This window comes from Proteiniphilum sp. X52 (assembly GCF_003712195.1).
Classification (GTDB): domain Bacteria; phylum Bacteroidota; class Bacteroidia; order Bacteroidales; family Dysgonomonadaceae; genus Proteiniphilum.
Map to the genome: position 1 here is coordinate 112552 of NZ_RDSD01000005.1, position 15935 is coordinate 128486.

The following is a 15935-nucleotide window of genomic DNA, read 5'->3' on the forward strand; positions in this document are numbered from 1 at the left end:
CCTTTTAAGTAAAAGTGAATTCTAACTCATCGCGCTGGATTCGGGACCTACGTATTTCGGCAGTTTTCGTCTGCCTGGCATATCGTCCACGAGTGAAAAGATCAAATCCTTGCGAAATGTCGCCAGACAGATATATTGTGAGTAAGAAAGCGGCGACTACGTTTTTCAATGGGGACAATTCCATGCTGATGTTGAAGTGTGTACAGAAATACCATGCTGAAAATTCGTTGGCGCTCCGGCACTCGGTTTTTGCGAAAATATTCCTCACATGGTTTTCTACTGTATGCACTGAGATTGATAGTCGATAGGCAACTTCTTTCTTTATCGCTCCCCATGCAATAAGCTCTCCAATCTCTTTTTCTCGTTTCGTTAGTTGAGCACGTGCATTCATCAGCTTCCCCAGATATCGGACTGTTTAACTTTGTACTTTGAGAATATTTTCTCAATTGCCTCTTTTTCCTCAACATTTGGGATGATGTTTCCATATAACCGCTGATACCATTGTGATCTTGCGGAAATACCAAGGGCTTCCATTATCTCGTCTTTTGCTCTACGGATGTCCTTGTAGGGTATCAATCCGAATCCTTTTTTAAAACTGTGGATGTTTTCTTTGTTTTTTGCCATATCCTGAAAAAAATAGTCTAAATTTGCTATTTACATGTGTTCGTTTTAAGCGTACATTTGTGCCGCTCAAAACATACGTTTGCAAATATAAAACAAATGTTTGTGTTTGGCAAACAATTGTTTGTTTAAAGATTGTTAATAATGAGTGAGATTTTTGACAGGATATCTTATTTGATTGAAAAAGAGGCAGGTGGTACGGCTGATAAATTCGGAAAAATGATCGGATTTTCCGGACAAGCAGTGCGTTATGTCTCAGATTTGCGGAGAAATAAACCGAAATACGATATGCTTGTCGCTATTTTGCAAACATTTGTTTGGGTAAATCCGGATTGGTTGCTCCTGGGGAAGGAGCCAATTCAACGGGTGGAAGGAAATGAAACGTCTGTAGCCCCTGAATGGCTCCTGAAGCGTGTGGAAGAATTGGCAATAGAAAATAATGAACTGAAAAAAGAGGTTGTAAGGTTAAAGGAAAGCAAAAAAAATAGGACTTATCCTATTGCTTCGGAACCTGAGCCGTAATTAAAAAAACGGGGAAATGTCCCCCGTTTGCAAACCAATAATTTATAATATGAAGAAAATCAGGTCTAAAGAATGTCCGCCAGGTACCTCCATCGTCACGGAACCGGTGAAATTGACAATAGCCGGTTCCGTTTATCTTTTAGTCCAGGCCGGTTATTGCGTACACTCCCGCCTGGACTTTCCCGAAACTCACGCCTCCTAAATGCTTTGGTTTCTCGGGATCATATCCGGAGCCGGAGCGGTTTTTATATCCACCTTGGTTGATGAAAGTTCCTGCCTTATAATTTTTCATTTGATTATTTTATTTTTTTATTTCGGTATATGGAACCTTTGATGTTCAAAATAATCATTCCCTTCGGGTGTTTAATGATTATTTTAAACATGTCGGTTTCATATAAAATTACTTTAGAATAATTAGAACAAAGATACCCCTTATTCTAAAATATCCGTCTTTTTTAGAATAAGAAAAATGTTATTCTATTTTTGGTGTAAAAATTAGAATAGGGAAAAATATCTTATTCCAAATTTGTTTGTGTTCATATCAAATGTAAAACATGATGCTGAACAATTACCTGTGCGACCTCTTGTCGCACTTTTTTACAAAGTTACTTCTTCTTTTTAGAAACACATATCTTTACTGGTGAGCCCGAAAGGCTCACTGGAATATCAAAATAAACTTCCTTCTGTTTTTCCACCACAGAAAATATAACTGATTGAAACAGACAAGGAGCTGTCCCAAATCGAGACGGCTCCTTTTTCAATATAACTTGTAATCTGTATCAGGCCGTTGTATCGGCATTATCGTCGTCGCAACATTCTTCGTTTTTTCCCTTTTTGAATGCTTCTGCCACTTTACCGAAATTTTCTTTCCATGCATCGGCTACTGAAGCAAAGAAACTGATGGCACTATCCTTCACCACATCCCATTTGGAGTCGGCCACTTGCTCATATTCCTCCAATTTGGCGGACAGGTTGTTTTTAATCTCTTTGAGATTCTCCAGGCGCGCCTGGTATTCTTCTTTTGCATCTTCCGCAATTTCACCTGCTTTGTCTTCCAGTTTGGTGATGTAATCAGCCAATTCGTTCAGTACATCATACGTTTTTTGTTTGAATTCTTCTTTTTTCATTTGTAGAGAGTGTTAAGAGTATTATATGTTCAATTACATTGGACATTTTCTGTGCTCGGCAAAACAAATAAATTTGTTCTGCTCTTGCTTAACGAAAATGTTGACTTTTACTTTATAAACAGATGGCAAACAAATTAGTTCAACCTCAATTGAATGAGATAGTGTAAAAACGGTGATGGAGCTACAGCCCAGGAAAAAATAAAAATCGTATCTTTGCATCTTAACGAAAAACGGATATGTTGAATATTGTAATTTTTGGAGCTCCCGGATCGGGAAAAGGAACACAAAGCGCGAAATTAGTTGAGAAATACGGACTCAAGCATCTCTCTACCGGAGATATGTTGCGCAACGAGATTGAAGCAGACACGGAATTGGGAAAATTGGCGGACTCATATATGTCGAAAGGAGATCTTGTCCCCGACGAGTTGGTGATTGATATATTGGATAATCTGATTGGCAAGCATAGAGACGCCAAAGGATTTATCTTTGACGGATTTCCCCGCACGCTTGCCCAGGGCGAAGCGCTGGGTAAGATGATGGAAAAGCACGGAGAGGAAATAGATGCTGTTCTCAGTTTGGAAGTGGAGGAGGAAGAGTTGATCGACCGCCTGCTGAAACGGGGGCAGATCTCCGGCAGGAGAGATGACAACCGTGAAACTATTGAATCCAGGCTAAAGGTATACCACTCTCAGACTGAACCCCTCAAGGAGTTTTACCGGACGAAAGGGACATTGAAAAATATTGAAGGGGTCGGTTCTATCGATGATATTTTTGGTTCTATCGAAAGAGAGATCGACCAGATAGGAAAATAAGAATGGCAGAAACAAATTTTGTAGATTACGTAAAGATTTTCTGTAGATCGGGGAAGGGTGGACGCGGCTCGGCCCACCTCAGACGAGAAAAGTATATCCCCAAAGGTGGCCCTGACGGCGGGGACGGGGGTGATGGCGGTAGCATTATCCTGCGTGGTAATCGTAACTACTGGACATTGCTCCATCTGCGTTATCAGCGACACATCTTTGCCGGACACGGCGAAAGCGGATCAAAGGCTCAACGTTCGGGGAAAAAGGGCGAGAGCAAGATCATTGAAGTGCCCTGCGGTACGGTAGCCTATGATGCGCATACCGGAGAATATCTGTGTGATATCACAGATCATGGACAGGAAGTGACCTTGCTCAAAGGGGGACGTGGCGGCTTGGGCAATGTCCATTTTAAGTCGTCTACAAATCAGACACCGCGTTATGCGCAGCCGGGAGAACCGTATAAGGAGCGATGGATAATCCTTGAGTTGAAGCTGTTGGCAGATGTGGGATTAGTGGGTTTTCCGAATGCGGGGAAGTCCACATTGCTTTCAGTGGTGTCAGCCGCAAAACCGAAGATCGCCAATTATCCCTTTACCACGCTCCAGCCCAATTTGGGCATTGTGGAATATCGCGACGGAAAATCGTTTGTGATGGCCGATATTCCCGGCATTATCGAGGGTGCCAGTGAAGGAAGAGGACTTGGATTACGTTTCCTGCGGCATATAGAGCGCAATTCTCTATTGCTCTTTGTTATTCCTGCCGATGCGGACGACATAAAGAAAGAATACAATATCTTACTCAACGAACTGGCTCAATATAATCCCGAGCTGTTGGATAAAACTCATTTGTTGGCAATATCCAAAGCGGATATGCTCGATGAAGAACTGATGCAGGAAATGACATTCGGCCTGCCCGATATCCCCTGCTTGTTTATCTCTTCCATTACGGGATATGGTATTCCCGCGCTGAAAGATATGCTCTGGCGTGAACTCAATTCGGAGGATTATGTGCCCATCTCAGCCTCGTGGGATGCATTGATACATAGGAATCTCGATATTTCCCTATTCGAATTTGATCCGGAAGAGGAATTTTCCGGTGATGATGCCGGATTGGAAGAGGATATGGAGGAGGATGATAACTACTTCGAAGAGGATTTTTAACGATGAGAAATGAACCCACATCCTCTGTATAGCAATCTGCTCTTGTTCGACCTGTTCGACAGGGAAGAAGATATTGTCCATTTTACCACTACCCGGCAGGGAGGAGTGAGCGAGGGTGCCTTCTCCTCTTTCAATATGGGCAATTTTTCTGATGACAGCCCGTTGAATATCAGAGAGAACCGGGAGATACTTGCCCGTATGCTCTATATGGATATAGACCGGTTCATTATCCCCCACCAGACGCATGGAACCAGGGTGTTGACGATTGACAGGAATTTCTTTAACCTCGACCATGCTACAGCCATTGAAACCCTGTATGGGGTAGATGCCACTGTTACCGCGGAGAAAGATGTCTTCCTGTGTGTCACTACCGCTGATTGTGTGCCAATGATCCTGTATGATAGGAAGAATGGGATAATTGCAGCTATTCATGCAGGATGGAGAGGCACTGTGGGGCGGATTGTTGAGAAAACCGTCGTGGCGATGGAGCGACAATTCGGTTCGTTGCCGGAAAACATAATTGCCGGCATCGGTCCGGCCATAGATGTGTCGCGTTACGAAGTGGGAGATGAAGTGGTGAGCCGTTTTCATGGTGAAGGATTCGACCTTTCCGATGCCTCCCTTTTTCCCGGAGAGACCTTATACTCCAGATACCATGTCAATTTGAAAGAGATCAACAGGAGGGAACTGATCAGGCTTGGAATACCTGAGGGTCGGATCGAGAAAAGTAGTTTGTGCACCTTCGAGAGGGGGGATATTTTCTTTTCTGCCCGCAGGCAAACCGTGCATTCCGGGAGAATGCTTACCGGGATCATGATGAAGAGATAAAAAAGGGAGAGAGTGAATTGTTGATATTCACTCTCTCCCGTTCAGTTGACGATTGCGATCTTCGCCGGAAGATTGCTTTCAATCAATAACGCGCGCTTACCACATCCCAATCTATAATCTTCCATATCTCCTTCAAGTGATCGGCACGGCGATTCTGATAGTCAAGATAGTATGAATGTTCCCATACATCAAAACCCAAAATAGGAACCAGGCCACTTGTAACCGGATTACCGGCATTGCTTTCTTTCAAGATGGAAAGTTTACCATCCTGGTCCTTTGCCAGCCATACCCATCCCGAACCGAATAGGGAAACGCCTGCTGCATTGAATTCTTCTTTAAACTTCTCGAACGAGCCGAAGTGCTCGTTGATTGCATCGGCCAGTTTCCCTTTGGGCTCACCACCGCCGTCTTTTTTGAATGAGGTGAAGTAGATATTGTGATTGAGGACCTGTCCCGCATTGTTGAAAATAGCACCATCACTCTCTTTTACGACTGTTTCAAGATCGACATTTTCAAATTTTGTCCCCACCACCAACTTATTCAGATTATCCACATAGGCCTGATGGTGCTTGCCATGGTGAAGCTCTACTGTCTGTTTGCTGATAACCGGCTCCAAAGCATCGGTTGGATAAGGTAATGCTACTTTTTCGAATTTCATATTCACACTGTTTTTAGAATTGTCGTTTTCACTGTTTCTCGCATTGGAGTTATTGCAACTGATTGCCGATAACGCAAATAATCCTGTCAATAAGTAATAATGAATTGTTTTCATATGATTATTTTATTTTTTTTATTTCGGTATGTGGAACCTTTGATGTGAATCAACTTCCGGTCTGTTTATAACGAAAACACGCTGAGAAATGTTCGCGCCCATTGATACCGATTCTACCTATTCCTCGCTGTTATCATCCGCTCCTTCCTTATCATCCGCTCTTTCCTTGTTCTCTTGGGAAGCGTCGGGGAAAGGGATCTTCTCATCGGTGTCGATGAATATGTGATCTCCGGAACCGTGATGTTTGGGCGGGAGTTGTATGCCCGAGGAAGATCCTTTCTCATTCTCGAGTATTTCCTGAGAACGGGATATCCAGGGACGTTTGCCGAATATTTTTTCCAGGTCGTCAGAATAGATAATCTCCCTTTCCAGCAGGATGCCGGCCAATTGGTTGTGCCCCTCGGCTTTATCCATAAGGATTTGCTTGGCCCTGTCATATTGCTGGTTGATCATGGCTTTCACCTCGTTATCGATCAACTTGGCCGTTTCATCGCTGTATGGTTTTGAGAAAGTGTATTCTTGTCCCGATGAATCATAGTAACTCAGGTTGGGGAGTTTTTCGCTCATCCCCATATAGGTGATCATGGCGTAGGCTTGTTTGGTCACCCGCTCCAGATCATTCATTGCTCCTGAAGAGATCGATCCTATGAACAATTCTTCAGCGGCCCTTCCTCCCAGTAGGGCGCACATCTCATCAAGCATCTGCTCTTTAGTGGTGATTTGCCTTTCCTCGGGCAAATACCATGCCGCTCCCAATGCTTTACCCCGGGGTACGATAGTAACCTTCACCAACGGGTTGGCATGTTCCAGGAACCAGCTTAGCGTGGCGTGCCCGGCCTCATGGATGGCAATGGATTTCTTCTCATTCTGGGTGATGATCTTATTCTTCTTTTCGAGTCCACCCACAATACGGTCGACTGCATTCATGAAGTCTTCTTTCTCCACGAATTTCTTCTTCTTCCGGGCAGCGATCAGTGCTGCTTCGTTGCAGACGTTGGCTATGTCGGCCCCGGAAAATCCGGGTGTTTGACGGGCCAGGAATTCCACATCCACAGATTCATCTATCTTGATGGGGCGGAGGTGTACTTTGAATATCTCCTTCCGGTCGTTCAGGTCGGGAAGCTCCACGTAGATCTGCCTGTCGAAACGGCCTGCGCGCAGCAGCGCTTTGTCCAGCACATCGGCACGGTTAGTAGCTGCCAGGATGATCACACCGCTGTTGGATCCGAAACCATCCATTTCAGTGAGAAGTTGATTCAATGTGTTTTCCCGTTCATCGTTCGATCCGAAATTATTGTTCTTTCCGCGGGCACGGCCTACGGCATCAATCTCGTCGATAAATACGATACAGGGTGCTTTTTCCTTTGCCTGGCGGAAAAGGTCCCTTACGCGGGATGCGCCCACCCCCACGAACATCTCCACAAAATCGGATCCTGAGATGGAAAAGAAGGGAACGTTGGCCTCACCTGCCACCGCTTTTGCCAGCAATGTCTTTCCCGTTCCGGGAGGGCCCACGAGCAGCGCTCCTTTGGGAATTTTCCCACCCAGATTGGTGTAATTATTGGGGTTTTTCAGGAATTCCACAATCTCCTGCACCTCCTCCTTGGCTTCGGACAACCCGGCAACATCCTTGAAAGTCACTTTCTGGCTGGAGTCCTTGTCGAAGAGTTGGGCTTTTGATTTGCCCACGTTGAAAACACCTCCGCCGGCGCCGGCTCCACCCTGCATCCTGCGCATCATCCATACCCAAAATACGATGATCAAAAGAAAAGGAGCAAAAGTAAGTAACACGCCCCAGAATTCCGAGGTTGTGTCGAAGCGTACTTCAATGTCATAGTTTTTTTCGGCCTTTACAGTATCTATAAACTCAGATATGGCATCGGTCGAGGGAATCTTTATAAGAATCAGAGGCGTTCTCATGGCTTTGCCGGCATCATCTCCGAAAACATGATTTACAGACTCCTCCCGGACGATTGCTTCCGCGGTCTCTTTGTTGCTGTACACCACCACGCTCCTCACCCGGTTGTCTCTCACATATTCCTGAAACTCCGACCATTTTACCTCTTTTACGGTGGTGTCTTGTCCGAAAAACCACATTCCCATGAGTAGTGCCAACACTACGGCATAAATCCAGTAAGGATTGAATGGTCTCTTGGGATTATTATTGCCACTTATCTTAGGCCGCAGGGTAGGTTGTTTATCCTGTTTATTTTCTTTGCTCGTATTGTTCATTTGAGTGACTCTCTATTTCTTCTGAGTTATTGTAACAATTTTTTGAGAAATAAGTTTTAATCTATGGATGGAATACGTTCTGAATTGGCATCTTCCCAAAGGTGGTCGATATTGTAGAAATTGCGGAGTTCGGGTAGGAATATATGTACGATTATATCACCATAATCCATCGCAATCCATTCGGCAAGCTGTTGGCCATGCACACGGATAGGATCTTCTTTGGTGTTTTTCTTCACAATCTCATCAATTGAATCGGCCAAGGCCGATACCTGGGTGGGTGTGTTGCCTTCACAAATTACAAAATAATCACATACGGCACCCGTCATGCCTTTCAAGCGGATAGTACAAATGTTTTTTCCTTTCTTCTCCTGAATTCCTTCAATAATACTTTGTAAGAGTTCGTTTTTTTCTGTCATTCTTTGTTTTAAGTGAGTTGATCATGCAAAGATAGGCTGTTTTTTAGATAAAATCGAAAAAAGCCCCGTCTTTTTGAGACGAGGCTTCGACATATATATTATTAAGGAAGAGGAAGAACGTTCAATTATTACAATGTTTTTAGCTGGAGATTCCTCCAAAGCACTTTAATACCTCCTCCGTCATGGATTTGCAAAGCGATGCGTCCTTGTGCCTTGCCTATCTTCTCGTCGGTCAGGTCAACCATCTCTTCTCCATTCAGGAAAGTCTTTACGTTGTCACCTTTTACCAGGATACGCAAGGTATTCCACTCGCCCTCTTTCAATATTTCTTCCTTTTCATCGGGAATCTGTGCCAGCCATCCACGTCCGTAGGACTCATAGATGCCGCCGGTGTCATGCCCTTTGGGTGCCACTTCCACCTGCCAGCCATTCACAATGGCGCCCGGTTCCACGAATGAGCGGATGAAGACACCGGAATTACCGTCAGCTTCCTGCTTGAATTCGACGGTCAGGTCGAAATCATCGTAGTATTCACGTGTGGCAAGATAGCCGTACTGTTTGTCCGGGCCGCTTTCGCATACCAGAAGGCCATCCTGTACATACCATTTTTCGGTTCCGTAGATTTCCCATCCGTGCAGATCAGTGCCATTGAACAGGCTTACCTCTTTGGTTTTGCGGGGTAATTCCTTGATCTTCACATTCCGGAACCATGCGGCCGAACCGTGGTCTTGCAGGCAGATCACGCCTTTGCGCGCCAATCCGTATTCGGGAGCGTTTTCCCATTTGCCGCTGTGCTTGCGCGCAAACCAATCCTCTGTCCAGGCCTCGAACTCAATCACCTTTTCTCCGTTGAGCCAATGCTCCACATGGCCATTATCGAAAACGATCCTGGAGTTGTTCCATTCTCCTGCCGGTTTGATAATGGTCTTTTCCGGATCGGTGGTGTGCATGGCATAATCGGCCGCTGTTTTCTGCCAATCTTCCAACGGTTCGGGGAATCCGAGGTCGTCGATCAATTGGTATTCCGGGCCGGTCACATAGGGAACGGCAAACTTGGGATGTTCGACCACGTGGTACAGCACCCCGCTGTTACCGCCGTCGGCAATTTTCCAGTCCCATGCCAGTTCGAAATTTTCATACGTTTTTTCGGTAACGATGTAACCGTGTTCATCGGCGCCTTCACCCTTGGCCTGTATCATGCCGTCTTCAGCAAACCAGGGAGCGGTCAGTTCCTCGCCATTGTAATCGCGCCACCCATTGAGTGTGGTGCCGTCGAACAGCAATTCCCATCCCTCGGCAATCTCCTGTTGCGTCAGCGTGTTGTGCTTCGCTTCACCTGTGCAACCTGTCGTCAAAATAGTCATACTCATTAGAGCCAATAAAATAAATTTAGCATTCATCGCTTCTTTTTTAAAGGATTAAACTTTGCAGTGTGATAATATTGAATGCAAAGGTACTGAAATGATGTTGATATGAAAGTGTTTTTATGAAAATTCTCCGGAAGACAACCATCCTTGTTCTTTAAGGTATTGTTCTGACTTTTTCACATTGCCGCATTTTTTTATGACCTCTTTGACAAATTCGTAATCGGTGATTTGCGGGTTGCGTTCCATGAGCATTCGAACGGAACGATCCACCACTTTATTATTGATCAACCGGGCATTTACCATACGGTTTCCTTCCACTCTTCCCAACCGTATCAATACCGTAGTGCTGATCATGTCGAAGATCATTTTCTGTGCCGTCCCGCATTTCATCCGGGTACTTCCTGTGACAAATTCAGGTCCGGTAATCACTTCGATTGGGAAATCGGAGTATTGCGAAATGAGCGAGTCCGGATTGTTGACGATCGAACCGCAGGGAATACCGTTTTCACGGCATTTTTTTAAGGCGGCCAACACAAAGGGAGTTATTCCGCTGGCAGATATGCCTATTACGATATCCTTGGGAGATATGTTTTCTTTTTGCAGGGAATGCCAGCCTTCTATCTCATCATCTTCTTTTTCTTCGAGGGCGAAGACGAGATTTTGCACTCCCCCGGCAAGAATCACGTTTATGATCCCTTTTTCTATCCCATAAGTATTGGGTAGCTCAATGACGTCGAGCACGGCCAGCCGTCCCCCGGACCCACATCCCAGATAAAACATCCTGCCCCCGTTTTTTAATTGCCGCTCGATGGCACTTATCAATTTCCCTATTTCCGGTAAAACTTTTTCGATGGCCAAGGCCACGATTTTGTTTTCGGTATTGATATTGCGGATTAGTTCATCCACCGTTTTCTTTTCCAGATCATCATATCTGGATGGTTGTTCTGTTAATCTGACCATTTGTTCTCAATTTGTTACATCCATCTTTTTGATGGTTGGTTCATATGCTGATATTACTTTTTTAGTCCCGCTTTATGCCCGGCTATCGCATAATAAAGGATATACAGATAACAGGGGATAAATAACCAGTAGGCTTTCTGAAAATCCATTGCTTCACTCACCATGCCTGTCGTCTTAACGGCATCGAGGATAAATCCGAACACCAGAGGAAGAATGGCCCCTCCCACAATAGCCATCACCAATATGGATGACCCCGATTGGGTGAATTTTCCCAACTTGTCGATGGCCAATGCCCAGATCGCGCCCCACATCAGGGAATGGGCAAATCCCAATGCTCCCAGGCAGTAGATGGCCTGTTGCGCGGGAAGCCGGACAAGACAAAATGATGCGGACAAGGCGATCAGGGAAAACAGGATCAATGCCTTCTTCTGATGCATCACCTGCAATAGAAAGATGCTGACAATATATCCGATGACCAATCCAAAGGAAACAATACCTGAATACTGCGCCGGATTATCAAGGCCGATAGCTTTGGCAAAATCAATCGCCGATGCCATGGGAAGGGTTTCCACGCCTACATAAATAAATAATGCGATAGCTCCCAGAATCAGGTGCGGAAACTGCCCTATACTTGTTTTCTTATTTGCCCCAAGCATTTCACTATTGCTGTTTGCGTCTGGCATATCCTCTTCCTCTCCAACGGCCTTCACTTCAGGCAGGGAGACGAAAAAAATGAGGATTGCCAGCAGGATGATCACTCCCGCGGCCAGTCCGAAGGGAATGTAGGCCTGATCCATTAACGGATTTTTCACATCAATGAACAAGCTGAGGAAAATAGGGCCGAGGAACCATGCCGATTTGTTCATGATTCCCATGAAACACATGCGTTGTGCAGCCTTTTCTATTGGCCCGCAAATAGTAACATATGGATTGACAGCCGCCTGCAACAAGGTATTCCCTATTCCCCCGATAAAAGAAGCTGCCAGAAACATATAAAAACCGTCCATGGAAGCAGTCATGTTGGCCGAAGGAATAAATAACAGCATCCCCAAAGCCATGATCAATAATGCTATGACCATGGATTTCTTGTACCCGATCTTCTTTATCAGCATGCCCGCAGGCCTTCCGAAAATCAAAAAGGCGGAAAAAGTCGCTGTCAATACCATGTAGGACATTCCTTTGCTCAAGGAGAAAGCCCCTTCAAGGATGGGCACCATGATGCCATTGATCCCCACACCGAAGCCAATAATGAAAAATGCGATCCCGATAATCAAGAGCGGGAACAAATAATTCGATTTATATTTTTTGTTCATAATGGATATTTAATTGTTATGCGTGAAGTGTAGTTTCCCACACGGAGTGTTTAAATGCTTAAATCTTGAGGATCCCTAAATTTGATGATATGCGATAAGGCCTTCCATGGGGCTTTGGATGATTTTTCCCGTCTCCATTCCGAATTCGTTCGCGATAAGCGTCAGAGTATCTTTAAACACCCAGCCTATACTTCCCACGCAATTAAACAGATAAGCGGAGTAATCCGGGTAATGCACGATAATATTCCTGAAAAAATCACGGAAGCATTCCCGTTTCACATTTTCACTATAATCATGTCCGAACACCTGCTCCCCGCCCAGAAATCGGGTGAAAGACGCACAGTAACGGTTAGGCATGGGATCAGCGTAGACACGGTCGATTAATTCATCGGGGGAAACCCTGTACACATTATAGAAGTGTTCCCGAATATCGTGCGGCATGTGGCCGCGGATAAAATCCCTGATCATGGATATTTTAGTGCTTTAAGTTATTCTTTTACTATTAGCTGGCCCTGTTCATCTGTTGTTTTCCCTGATACGGTTTATCACCCTGTCGAATGTTCCCAGCGGATAGTTGTTGGGCTGTCCGTACCAGAAGAAGGACCCGTATCCCTCGTAGTCTTTTGCTTTTATATGGGGATCGGTGGCCAGGTAGCTGGGTATATCATTTGTATAGGCGGCTACGGACACTTTTTGGCCGGGCCATAAATCCCTGATGGCAATGGCAAATTCAGTGGTTGCCTCCCTTGAAAGTCCCACCAACTTCCAATCCCCGATATTTAACGTCTGCACATACACCGGCATGTCAGTGGGGGGTATTCCGTTTTGCTCGTAATGGGCCAACATGCGTTTTGCCCAACGGACATCTCTCCGGGCAATACCATCGGCGGGATTGGCTTCCGCATTTTTCAAATATACTTCTACCTGCTCCCGGCTCCAAGGGGTGACCGGAATAGAAATGGTGTCGAGGTGGAAAGATATATCGCCTTGAATGGGAGACATTGTTTTCTTTAAAACAGACATCACATTGTCAGCCAATTGTTTGCCTGTGGCGCGAAAAGTGGTGTTAGGATTGATATCGCCGGCGCACCCTTGAAGGAATACACTGTTTTGGATGCCTGCGGCAGATTCTATGATGCTTCTGGCATACCCCGGAAAGTTAGCGCTTGCGATAAAACGGTTTACTTCGGGATCAGCTACGACTGGGTGGCATCCGGTTAAGAACAAGACCGATTTTTCATTGTCTTTTTTGGAAATGATTTGTACTACGTCAACCGTATTATCATAGACTGCGTTCTCCATTTTCAGACTCCTGTTTCTCCCGATAGCAGTGGTATCACGGCCAAAGAACAAATCACTCTTGACGGCATTGTCAATCGATTCTTCTATGGAACGAATGATCCCGGGACGCACCACATTATTCAAATATAAAGTGTCGGGATGTTGGTTTTGTTTCTCCCAGGTTATCCAGCTTTGTGTCACTGGTGTAAAATGGGAATGGGATGCGTTGATCAGAACCGCTTCATGCGGGATCCCCCTTTTCCGGTAAATTTCATCTTTCACACTCTGGATAAAAGAATAATCGAATCCGCACACATCCACTCCGACGATTACGGCGACCTTATTCCCCTTTTTGAAAGATATGGCCCGAACCGAGAGATTGCCTTCGGAATTGTGCATGTTGGTGTACAACTTGTTATCGAAGGAAGAGGCATATAACTTACCTGCGCACCAGGCAATCTGCCGGATATCGACCAGATAGGACTCACCGTTTTTATAGCCGATGCGCACCCAGCTCTCTTGGGGATATTTTAACTCGCATTGATATAAAACACCATCCTCCCCTAGCGCGTACAGCCTTCTTCCATCCGAAGCCAATGACCGGATCATGCCTACATTGGCCACCACCTTCCATGTTATTTCGCTTTTATCGAGGGTTCCTTCGCACAGGTCCCCTTTCGCGGTGGCAAGATATAGTTTCTCGCCGGAAGATGTGAGGGATTTTGCATCGTCGACCCGCGATAGTTTTTCCCAGTTTAGTTTTTTCTGGTCAGGATTTGCCACAACCAGGTCCCCCCCGCTGGTTATCCCGTAGAGGGAGGAGCCATGTCCTGCAAGGAGTTTCACGGGAAGGTTAGAAGCTATGACCTTTGCTTTTCCCACGGGTTGGCGGTCAAATATTACCATTTCTCCCAGGTCATTGATACCGTAGAATTGTTCACCCAGAGCCGTGAACTCGGAAAGATGCCCGGTTTCACCCTGCTTCTGCCATCCTAATGTGAAGCGTCCTTCATAGGGTGCGGCAAACCCGGCCAATGTCAGCGAGACTGTTTCGTCAGTAGGTTCAATGCTGACAACAGCACTGCCTACCTTATAACTATCCTGACAGGAAATCATGATAAACAGCAGAGTTGCGATTAAGACAGGTATTTTCATTTTTTCAATTGTTTGGCGAATTTCTGAATACGTCGCACGGCCTCGGCGATTTTCTCCATATCGGAACGGTCTCCAAGGAGCATGGTTTGAGTGAACCATAATGATTGTTCTTTGGTCAGCTTGTCATTTTGGGGGCATTGGTTACGCTCCACCCACTCTTTCATTGTTTTCTCTCCGTATATCTTCAGGTAATGCTTGTTTTTGGCAAGCCCCAGCACATAGTCACTGCTGTTCATTTGCCCGTAGCCGGTGCTGCATGGAACACCTTCGGCAGAAAGAGCTTCGATGAATCTTTCGCGGCTTAACCCCGCAAATTCGGACTGGTGATAACGGAACATGTATAAATGGTAGGCGCTGTTGGTTGTCCCCTTGTAGAGTTTGGCCGGAGTGATTCCCGGTATGTCATTGAATAATTGAGTCAGATAAGAGGCATTCTCACTCCTTGTCCTGGCCTGTTGCTCCAATCGGGCCATCTGTGCCAATAGCAGCCCTGCCTGAAATTCGGTAAGCCGCAGGTTAGTCCCCCTGGTGCCGGATCCCGTTGCGTAGGAAGTACCCGTTCCTCCCTGTCCCTGATTATGGAAAGTATAGCACTGGTCAATGAACTCTTTGCTGTCGCTGGTAATGGCACCCCCTTCAGCACAATTCAAATTCTTCGAAGATTGGAAGCTGAAAGCCCCGCCCAATCCGAAGGAACCGACTTTTTTCCCTTTCCATTCTGCCAGGTGGGCCTGACAGGCATCTTCAATAACCGGGAGATTATGTTTCTTCCCCATGTCGAGGATCGTATCCAGGTCGGCGGGAGATCCCCCGATATGTACTGGCATCAAAAGCTTGGTCTGGGGAGTGATAGCCTGTTCTATTTTTTTTGCGTCAATCTGAAACGTTTCAATATCGGTGTCGATTAATACGGGCAATGCATAGTTGAGTACCACTACGTTGTAGGAGGCGACAAAAGTATAGACCGGGAGAATAATCTCATCGCCGGGCCCAACATCCAACGCGCCGAACATGGTGTAGAGTGCGCTGGTGCCACTGGAAACGGCAAGCGAATGCGCCGTTCCGTGAATCTTTGCATATGCTGCTTCAAATTTTGCGGTAGTAGTTCCATTGAGACGACCCCATTTATTGGTGTGAAGGACGTCCAACAAAGCTTTTTCTTCGGTTCGGTCGTAAATGGGCCATCTTGAAAAGCCGTAGGAGGATTTCCGCCCTCCCAATAATGCCGGCTTGTTATTGCTCTGTTTCCCTTGTGCGAATGTGAGGTTTGGCGCTAATGTTAATCCCGCCCCGGCTATCGCGGAGGCCTTCAGGAAATTTCGTCTGTTTATTGTTTTCATCTCTTTGTTTTATTTTATTTGTTCTTGTTGCTTCAATT

General features: G+C 45.7%; 17 protein-coding genes. 4 read left to right on the forward strand and 13 right to left on the reverse strand.

Annotation, left to right across the window (positions count from 1 at the left end):
* Positions 1–4 precede the first annotated feature (4 nt).
* Together D7D25_RS06165 and D7D25_RS06170 are read right to left on the reverse strand one after the other, a co-directional pair.
* The gene (locus D7D25_RS06165; RefSeq protein ID WP_122968085.1) at positions 5–391 is read right to left on the reverse strand and encodes a response regulator transcription factor; all 387 of its coding nucleotides are present in this window, start codon (positions 389–391) and stop codon (positions 5–7) included.
* The gene (locus tag D7D25_RS06170) at positions 391–624 is read right to left on the reverse strand and encodes a hypothetical protein (RefSeq protein ID WP_122968086.1); all 234 of its coding nucleotides are present in this window, start codon (positions 622–624) and stop codon (positions 391–393) included. Before D7D25_RS06170 ends, D7D25_RS06165 begins: the two co-directional genes overlap by 1 nt.
* A 141-nt stretch (positions 625–765) precedes the next feature.
* Between D7D25_RS06170 and D7D25_RS06175 the strand changes: the two genes are divergently transcribed.
* Positions 766–1143: a hypothetical protein gene (locus D7D25_RS06175; RefSeq protein ID WP_122968087.1), complete on the forward strand. Its 378-nt coding sequence runs from the start codon at positions 766–768 to the stop codon at positions 1141–1143.
* Between the two features lie 139 nt (positions 1144–1282).
* Here the strand turns inward: D7D25_RS06175 and D7D25_RS17960 are convergent, their stop codons facing one another.
* Both D7D25_RS17960 and D7D25_RS06180 read right to left on the reverse strand, forming a co-directional pair.
* Positions 1283–1435: a hypothetical protein gene (locus D7D25_RS17960; protein WP_158602553.1), complete on the reverse strand. Its 153-nt coding sequence runs from the start codon at positions 1433–1435 to the stop codon at positions 1283–1285.
* 487 nt (positions 1436–1922) lie between these two features.
* Complete coding sequence (locus D7D25_RS06180; RefSeq protein ID WP_122968088.1) at positions 1923–2270, reverse strand: hypothetical protein; 348 nt, start codon at positions 2268–2270, stop codon at positions 1923–1925.
* A gap of 236 nt (positions 2271–2506) precedes the next feature.
* Here D7D25_RS06180 and D7D25_RS06185 point away from each other — a divergent pair, with 236 nt between their 5' ends.
* Genes D7D25_RS06185 through pgeF form a run of 3 tightly spaced genes read left to right on the forward strand, consistent with a single transcriptional unit; the run spans position 2507 to position 5061 of the window.
* On the forward strand, positions 2507–3082 hold the full coding sequence (locus D7D25_RS06185) for an adenylate kinase (protein WP_122968089.1): 576 nt from the start codon (positions 2507–2509) through the stop codon (positions 3080–3082).
* Between the two features lie 2 nt (positions 3083–3084).
* Positions 3085–4233 (forward strand): GTPase ObgE, encoded by a 1149-nt coding sequence (obgE, locus tag D7D25_RS06190; protein WP_122968090.1) that lies wholly within the window; start codon positions 3085–3087, stop codon positions 4231–4233.
* 9 nt (positions 4234–4242) lie between these two features.
* Complete coding sequence (gene pgeF / locus D7D25_RS06195) at positions 4243–5061, forward strand: peptidoglycan editing factor PgeF (RefSeq protein WP_122968091.1); 819 nt, start codon at positions 4243–4245, stop codon at positions 5059–5061.
* An 82-nt stretch (positions 5062–5143) separates the two neighbouring features.
* On the opposite strand, the gene D7D25_RS06200 is transcribed toward pgeF, so the two are convergent.
* From D7D25_RS06200 to D7D25_RS06240, 9 genes are all read right to left on the reverse strand, one after another.
* Positions 5144–5719: a superoxide dismutase gene (locus tag D7D25_RS06200; RefSeq protein WP_122968174.1), complete on the reverse strand. Its 576-nt coding sequence runs from the start codon at positions 5717–5719 to the stop codon at positions 5144–5146.
* 231 nt (positions 5720–5950) lie between these two features.
* Positions 5951–8065: an ATP-dependent zinc metalloprotease FtsH gene (gene ftsH / locus D7D25_RS06205; protein ID WP_122968092.1), complete on the reverse strand. Its 2115-nt coding sequence runs from the start codon at positions 8063–8065 to the stop codon at positions 5951–5953.
* A 56-nt stretch (positions 8066–8121) separates the two neighbouring features.
* Positions 8122–8481 carry a ribosome silencing factor gene (gene rsfS, locus D7D25_RS06210; RefSeq protein WP_122968093.1) on the reverse strand — a complete coding sequence of 120 codons (360 nt, stop codon included), beginning with the start codon at positions 8479–8481 and terminating at the stop codon, positions 8122–8124.
* 128 nt (positions 8482–8609) lie between these two features.
* Positions 8610–9851 carry a DUF1080 domain-containing protein gene (locus D7D25_RS06215; protein WP_255417216.1) on the reverse strand — a complete coding sequence of 414 codons (1242 nt, stop codon included), beginning with the start codon at positions 9849–9851 and terminating at the stop codon, positions 8610–8612.
* A 114-nt stretch (positions 9852–9965) separates the two neighbouring features.
* Positions 9966–10808 carry an N-acetylmuramic acid 6-phosphate etherase gene (locus D7D25_RS06220; protein WP_122968095.1) on the reverse strand — a complete coding sequence of 281 codons (843 nt, stop codon included), beginning with the start codon at positions 10806–10808 and terminating at the stop codon, positions 9966–9968.
* 53 nt (positions 10809–10861) lie between these two features.
* Complete coding sequence (locus tag D7D25_RS06225) at positions 10862–12121, reverse strand: MFS transporter (RefSeq protein ID WP_122968096.1); 1260 nt, start codon at positions 12119–12121, stop codon at positions 10862–10864.
* A gap of 75 nt (positions 12122–12196) precedes the next feature.
* Positions 12197–12589, reverse strand: a complete 393-nt coding sequence (locus tag D7D25_RS06230) for a hypothetical protein (protein WP_122968097.1) — start codon at positions 12587–12589, stop codon at positions 12197–12199.
* 48 nt (positions 12590–12637) lie between these two features.
* Positions 12638–14557: a hypothetical protein gene (locus D7D25_RS06235; RefSeq protein WP_122968098.1), complete on the reverse strand. Its 1920-nt coding sequence runs from the start codon at positions 14555–14557 to the stop codon at positions 12638–12640.
* Positions 14554–15897: an aminotransferase class I/II-fold pyridoxal phosphate-dependent enzyme gene (locus tag D7D25_RS06240; protein ID WP_122968099.1), complete on the reverse strand. Its 1344-nt coding sequence runs from the start codon at positions 15895–15897 to the stop codon at positions 14554–14556. Before D7D25_RS06240 ends, D7D25_RS06235 begins: the two co-directional genes overlap by 4 nt.
* Positions 15898–15935: the final 38 nt, after the last annotated feature.